This is a genomic window from Nodosilinea sp. LEGE 07298 (genome assembly GCF_015207265.1).
Classification (GTDB): Bacteria; Cyanobacteriota; Cyanobacteriia; order Phormidesmidales; family Phormidesmidaceae; genus Nodosilinea.
This window is the reverse complement of sequence record NZ_JADEXE010000347.1, coordinates 1-6,537: the sequence shown is the minus strand read 5'-3', so window position 1 is coordinate 6,537 and position 6,537 is coordinate 1. Positions and strand designations below refer to the sequence as shown.

4 protein-coding genes are annotated in these 6,537 nt (G+C 58.5%); all 4 read right to left on the bottom strand.

The genetic code is table 11. From position 1 onward, the window contains the following. Nucleotides 1-2,193 (bottom strand): acetate--CoA ligase family protein (locus IQ273_RS28865; RefSeq protein WP_194026560.1); only part of this gene is annotated, 2,193 nt, incomplete at its 3' end. 251 nt (nt 2,194-2,444) lie between these two features. Then, nucleotides 2,445-5,087 carry a bifunctional acetaldehyde-CoA/alcohol dehydrogenase gene (gene adhE / locus IQ273_RS28860; protein ID WP_194026558.1) on the bottom strand — a complete coding sequence of 881 codons (2,643 nt, stop codon included), beginning with the start codon at nt 5,085-5,087 and terminating at the stop codon, nt 2,445-2,447. Between the two features lie 269 nt (nt 5,088-5,356). Beyond that, nucleotides 5,357-5,764: an OsmC family protein gene (locus IQ273_RS28855; protein ID WP_194026557.1), complete on the bottom strand. Its 408-nt coding sequence runs from the start codon at nt 5,762-5,764 to the stop codon at nt 5,357-5,359. 33 nt (nt 5,765-5,797) lie between these two features. Further along, nucleotides 5,798-6,537 (bottom strand): pyruvate formate-lyase-activating protein (pflA, locus tag IQ273_RS28850; protein WP_228054095.1); only part of this gene is annotated, 740 nt, incomplete at its 5' end.

The following is a 6,537-nucleotide window of genomic DNA, read 5'->3' as shown; positions in this document are numbered from 1 at the left end:
AGCTAGGGGTATGGATGAGGAGGCCAGTGAGGAGCCATCCTGCGATCGCAAAATTACCCGCGCATCCAGCGATAGCAGACCGTTGGGGGAAGCCAGCAGCGGGTTGATGTCAATCGATTCAATCGCGGGTTGCTCGGCGACGAGCTGGCTAAACTGCACTAGCAACTGCTCTAGGGCATCGAGATCGATGGCCTGGCGACCCCGCACGCCCTGAAGCGCTTTATAGATTAAGGTGTTTTCCATCAGGCGGCGGGCCAGGGTGCTGTTCAAGGGGGGCAGCGCGATCGCACTATCCTGAAACACCTCCACTAGTTGGCCGCCAGTGCCAAACACCAGCACCGGGCCAAACTGAGGGTCTTGGCTGCTGCCCAAAATCAGCTCGTAGCCATCGACCCGGATCATCGGCTGCACGGTAACGCCCTGGAAGTGCTCGGCCCCCGCCTTTTCGGTAACGCTGGTGAGAATGCGATCGAAGGCCCGAGCGACGGCATGGCTGCTGTCGAGGTTGAGCTGCACACCCCCAACGTCGGTTTTGTGAGTGAGGGTGTGGCTGTAGAGCTTGAGCACCACGGGGTAGCCGATGGTGTCGGCGGCGGCGATCGCCTCCTCTACCGTCGCCGCAATTTGCGTTGGCACCACCGGAATGCCGTAGGCCGCCAGCACCGCCTTTGACTCGGTCTCGGTGAGCAGGTCGCGTTTTTCGGTCTGGGCCACTTGCAGAATGGTGGCGACGGTAGCGCGATCGATGCCGTGGTTGGTAGTCAAAGCCGGGGTTTCGTAAAGCCCTTTGAGGGCGTAGCTGTGCTGCCACAGCAGCCCAAACAGCCGCGCCGCCTGATCGGGGTAGCGATAGGTGGGTATCCCCGCTCGGTTGAGAATATCCTCCCCCTCATCCACCTCAGCCCCGCCCATCCAGCTGGCCAAAATCGGTTGGGTTGAGCCGCTGGCCCGCCAGGTATCCACCACCGCCTGGGCGGTTTTTGTCGGGTCGGTCATGGCCTGGGGGGTGAGCACCACCAGGCAGCCGTCGCTATCGGGGTCAGCCAAAATGGTTTTTAGCGCCTGGGCAAACCGGGCCGGTTCAGCATCGCCCAAAATATCAATGGGGTTGTGGTGGCTCCAGTGTGCAGGTAGCGCCCCATTCAGAGCCTCAGCGCTAGCGGCAGACAGCTCCGCCAGAGTACCCCCGGCGCGAATCAGGGCGTCGGTGGCCAACACCCCAGGGCCACCCGCATTGGTAATAATGCTGAGGCGATCGCCCCGGGGGCGCGGCTGCTTGGCCAGCACTTCAGCGGTGTCAAACAGCTCTTCGATGTGGTCAACCCGCAGCACGCCGCAGCGGCGAAAAGCGGCATCCAGCACCGCATCGCTGCCGGTCAACGATCCGGTGTGAGAGGCCGCCGCCTGGGCCGCCGCCTCGGTGCGCCCCGCTTTAATCACAATGATCGGCTTGCTCAAGGCCACCTCCCGCGCCGCCGACAGAAACGCCCTAGCATCCCCGATCGACTCCATATAGATGACGATGCTGTGGGTGTGGGGGTCATCGCCCAGGTAGTCGATCAGGTCGCCCCAGCCCACATCCAGCATTGACCCCAGGGAGATAAAGGCGCTAAACCCGACGTTTTCCCGCAGGCTCCAGTCCAAAATCGAGGTGCACAGCGCCCCGCTCTGGCTGATGAACCCCACATTGCCGCGCCGCGCCACCTGGCTGGCAAAAGTCGCGTTGAGCCCGGTTAGCGGGTTTTGAATGCCCAAACAGTTGGGACCAATTAGGCGCAGGCGACCCTGGGCGATCGCCTTAATTTGCCGCTCCAGCTCAATGCCCTCGGCACCAGTTTCTTTGAACCCCGCCGAGAGAATGATCGCCCCCTTCACCCCGGCATCGACGCAGTCCTGCACCACCTCGGGTACACCTGAGGCCGGAATGGCGATGATGGCCAAATCGGGCGCTTCGGGCAGGGAGGCGATCCGATCAAACGCCTGAATGCCCAGCACGTTGCGCCGCTTGGGATTGATCGGGTACACTGTGCCGCCGAAGGGATGGCTGATCAAATTCCACAGCACCGTGCGGCCGACGCTGCCGGGGCGCTCAGTAGCGCCAATTACCGCCACTGACCGGGGCGCAAAGATCGGATCGAGGGGATGAATCCCAGTTTTCCAAAGATCCGTCACCGGATCGGGGCAGCTCAGCATGGTTAAATCCTCGCGAGAATTCACGGTCTCATGGGGGTTCGATAGGAGCCTTTCCCCCTTTATAGAGGGGGTACAGCGTCAACGTTATCTATACGACTAGGCGAATCGAAACGTAGTCATCCATCTGCGTAGGGTGGGCACTGCCCACCTTTATCCTGGGGTGTAGACCCTAGACCTTGGTGGACGTGGATTGAGGTGTAGGCATTAGACTTTGGTGGGCAATGCCCACCCTACGGCTGGCACTACGATTGCTACACCGTGGTCAGTTCGGGGGCCAGGTCGGGCTGGTGATACAGGGTGGCATCCACCCGGCAGCCGCCGTAGGCCAGCGTGTACAGCTCCTTCATGTCGCGAATCAGCGGGTAGCGGGGGTTTGCTCCGGTGCACTGGTCGTCGAAGGCCTGCTCCGACATCAGCTCCAGGTGGTCGTAGAAGTCCTGCTCCGAGGCATTCAGCGTTTCGCGAATGGTGAGCGGAATTTCTACCTGCTGTTTGAGATCTTCGATCGCATCCACCAGCAACAGCACCTTCTCGTCGTCGGTGATGCCCCCCAGCCCCAGGTGGTCGGCAATTTCTGCATAGCGGTGTTTGGCATTGGGGAACCGATACTGCGGGAAGATCGCCTGCTTAAAGGGCGCATCGGTGGCGTTGTAGCGGATGACGTGGCTGATCATCAGCGCGTTGGCCAGACCGTGGGGCACGTGGAAGGTAGACCCCAGCTTGTGGGCCAGGGAGTGGCATACGCCCAAAAAGGCGTTGGCAAAGGCCATACCCGCGATCGTGGCGGCATAGTGGACTTTTTCTCGCGCTTCGGGGTCTGCCGCGCCGTTTTTGTAGGCGCGGGGCAGATACTCCATCAGCAGCTTAATCGCCTGCAGCGCCAGCCCGTCAGTAAAGTCGCTGGCCATGATCGACACGTAGGCCTCCAGGGCGTGGGTCAGCGCGTCGATGCCGCCAAAGGCGGTGAGGCTGCGGGGCATGTGCAGGGTCAACGCCGGGTCAACGATCGCCACATTCGGCGTCAGGGCATAGTCCGCCAGGGGATACTTGATGCCGACGCGATCGTCGGTCACCACCGCAAAGGGGGTCACCTCAGAGCCCGTCCCCGAGGTGGTGGGAACGCAGATCAGCTGCGCCTTTTGGCCCAGGGCGGGCAGCTCGTACACTCGCTTGCGGATATCCATAAATCGCATGGCCAGCCCCTCGAACTCGATCTGGGGCTGCTCGTACATTAGCCACATCACCTTGGCGGCATCCATGGGCGAGCCGCCGCCGATGGCAATCAGAACGTCAGGCTCAAACCGCCGCAGCCGCTCCAGGCCCTGGTTCACGTTGCTCAGGGTCGGGTCGGGCTCCACATCATGGAACACATCCCACTCGACGCCCACTTCGTCGAGCACCTGGGTAATCGAGTGCAGCATGCCCAGGTCAAACAGCGGCTTGTCAGTAATCAAAAAGGCTCGCTTTTTCCCCTCCAGCTCCCGCAGGGCCACCGGCAGACAGCCCGACTTAAAGTAAATCTTTGGCGGCACCCGGAACCACAGCATATTTTCCCGCCGCTGGGAAACGGTTTTGATGTTGAGCAAATGGTGGGGGCCAACATTTTCCGACACTGAGTTGCCGCCCCAGCTGCCGCAGCCCAACGTCAGCGACGGGTCGAGCTTGAAGTTATACAGATCGCCGATCGCCCCCTGGGATGAGGGCGTATTGATCAGCACCCGCGAGGTTTGCAGGGCGTTCTCAAAAGTGGCAATGTCGTCGCGGTTGGCGGGGTCGGTGTAGAGCACTGAGGTGTGGCCCTTGCCGCCAAACTGCACCAGCTGAGAGGCTATATCGACAGCGGCATAGAAGTCTTTGGCGCGGTAAAAGCCCAGAATGGGGCACAGCTTTTCGTAGGAAAAAGGTTCCTCGGTGCCCACGGCTTCCACCTCGCCCATCAGCACTTTGATCCCTTCGGGTACCGTAAAGCCCGCCAGGGCAGCAATGCTCTCCACCGACTGGCCGACAATGCCCGCATTCAGCCGCCCATCCTTGAGAATGATCTGCCGCACGGCCTCGGTTTCCTCTGGGCTGAGCACATAGGCACCTCGGGCCAAAAATTCGACCTTGGCCTGCTCGTAGATGGCATCTACCACCACAACGGACTGCTCTGAGGCGCAGATCATGCCGTTGTCAAAGGTTTTGCTGATCAAAATGGAGCTTACCGCCATCGGTAAATCGGCGCTGGCGTCGATCACCGCTGGGGTGTTGCCCGCCCCCACCCCCAAGGAGGGGTTGCCCGAGGAGTAGGCCGCTTTCACCATGCCGGGGCCGCCTGTGGCGAGAATCAGCTTGATGTCGGGGTGCTGCATCAGCGCCTGGGAGAGGGCCACCGTGGGTTCATCGATCCAGCCAATCAGCCCGGCGGGGGCACCGGCAGCCTCAGCGGCATCGCGCACGATTTTGGCGGCGGCAATGCTGCACTGCTTGGCCCGAGGGTGGGGCGAAAAGATGATGGCGTTGCGGGTTTTGAGGGCGATCAGCGCTTTGAAGAGAGCAGTAGATGTGGGGTTGGTAGTGGGTACAACGCCAGCGAGAATCCCCACGGGTTCGGCAATTTTTTCAATGCCAAAGCCCTCATCCTTTTCGAGGGTGCCGCAGGTCTTTTCGTGCTTGTACTTGTTGTAGATATATTCTGAGGCAAAGTGGTTTTTGATCACCTTGTCTTCGACCACGCCCATGCCGGTTTCGGCCACCGCCATTTTGGCTAGGGGAATGCGCTGGGCATTGGCAGCCAGGGCGGCAGCGCGAAAGATGTGATCGACCTGTTCTTGGGTAAAGGTGGCGTACTGCGCCTGGGCGGCTTTGACCTGCTGAATCAGGGTTTCGAGTTCGGTCAGATTGGTTGTGGACATAGTCTCTTCCTGAGATGGGCTGGAGATAAAAAAGGCGGAGGGATGAAAAGGGCTTGCTAATTAGATGACATCTACGATGGAGAGAAATGATTTACGCCTAGCATCGATCCCCCTACATTCTTGCTGTAACAGATTCCTTGTTGCCTCACTTACTGAGGGGGGCAGGAGGAATCGTGTGAGGCAGTATTGTGAACAGGAAAAACTCATTTTTCTAAAATGGCTTAATGGTGGGCAGTGCCCACCCTACGGTGAGGCTTTCATGTCGCAATTTATTCCGCGATCGCAGGCGATAAAACCTCAGTCGTTATTGTCGGCGGATGGGTGAGGGTGTTGTGAATAATGCAGGCATCTACCGCTCGCTCTAGCCCCTTCTGGTGACGGGGTTCAATGGGCATCGAAGACTTAACTTGAATATGGATATGGTCGATCCGCAGGGGATCGGTGACCTTGTCAGCGGTGACAGCGATCTCCAATCCGCTGGTGGCTAGGTGGCGAGCTTCGAGATATTTCACAGCATAGAACCCAACGCAGGCCCCTAGGGATGAGAGAAACCATTCTGGCGGAGTCATGCCTTCATCTTGACCGTAGCTATCTAGGGACTGATCACTCAGAATTTGGTGCCCTCGACAGCTAGCCTGAAATTTTACACCATTTTGATAAGTAACTTGAACGTCCATAAAAACCTCTTCAAGAGAGCATGGAATGAAAGCTTAAACAGCAGTTAATCCGTGGTCTCGAAATATTTGAATGACATGCTCAACCCGTTCTGGTGTAGGTGGCTGAGTGTCGCCTAGGACATAGGGCAAACTCAATTGCTGCCATTTATATTCTCCCATCTTATGAAAGGGCAAAACCTCTACCCGTTCAACATTATCTAGATTGCCCACAAATTCTGCCAAACCCACTACGTTTTCTTCGGGATCGGTGAGGCCGGGAACCAACACAAATCGTATCCAGGCGGGCTTGTTAATTTTGGCTAAATATCGTGCAAAATTTAGCGTGGGTTCGATAGAAACGCTGGTAACTTTATGAAACAAATCGGAATTGTAAGATTTGATATCTAATAAAACTAAATCGGTATTTTCTAATACCGGTTCTGCTGCTTCAATGTGGACATAGCCGGAGGTATCTAGTGCGGTGTGCAGCCCCATTGCGTGGCAGCGACGAAAGATTTCGGCCACAAACTCAGGCTGCATGAGGGGTTCGCCACCGCTGACGGTGACGCCGCCGTTGCGCAGGTAGGTTTTGGTGTGCTCAATTTGAGCCATGATCTCGTCCACCGTCATCACCGTGCCGCCGTGGATCTCCTGGCAGTCGGGATTGTGGCAGTAGAGGCAGCGCAGGGGGCAGCCTTGAGTAAACACCACAAACCGAATGCCGGGGCCATCGACGGTGCCACAGGTTTCGATGGAGTGGACGCGGCCCGTTTGGGTGCAGGTGGGGGCGGGGG

What these genes read in the sequence shown, in the direction of transcription:
- IQ273_RS28855 (WP_194026557.1), bottom strand. Translation starts at nt 5,764, where the DNA reads ATGGACGTTCAAGTTACTTATCAAAATGGTGTAAAATTTCAGGCTAGC.
- adhE (WP_194026558.1), bottom strand. Translation starts at nt 5,087, where the DNA reads ATGTCCACAACCAATCTGACCGAACTCGAAACCCTGATTCAGCAGGTC.